Genomic DNA, 230 nt, shown 5'->3' with positions numbered 1-230 from the left:
GCAGCATCTAAAATACACAATATTAAGGTGCCCGAGTCGGCTGAGGTTATAAAATAAGTAGCAAGTAAGATACAGGCTAATACACTCAGTAATTTACCTAATAAGTTACTGTCTAAATTATCAAATAAGGTAAAGAGGGCACGTGTACTATCTGCTTTGGTTGCCTGTAACACAACACCACCACTAAAGGGTTCTGCGTTTGTTTCTGTAACTTTGTTTTGTGTTACAAC

1 protein-coding gene is annotated in these 230 nt (G+C 37.4%); it reads right to left on the bottom strand.

Annotated elements, in window-relative coordinates; genetic code table 11:
• The coding region (locus SB724_RS22090) for a BCCT family transporter (protein WP_410573256.1) at positions 1-230 on the bottom strand (230 nt) is incomplete at both ends.

This window comes from Bacillus sp. SIMBA_031, from assembly GCF_046535225.1.
GTDB lineage: Bacteria > Bacillota > Bacilli > Bacillales > Bacillaceae > Bacillus > Bacillus velezensis.
Note: the sequence above shows the minus strand (reverse complement) of the source record. Positions and strands in the feature narration are given on the sequence as shown.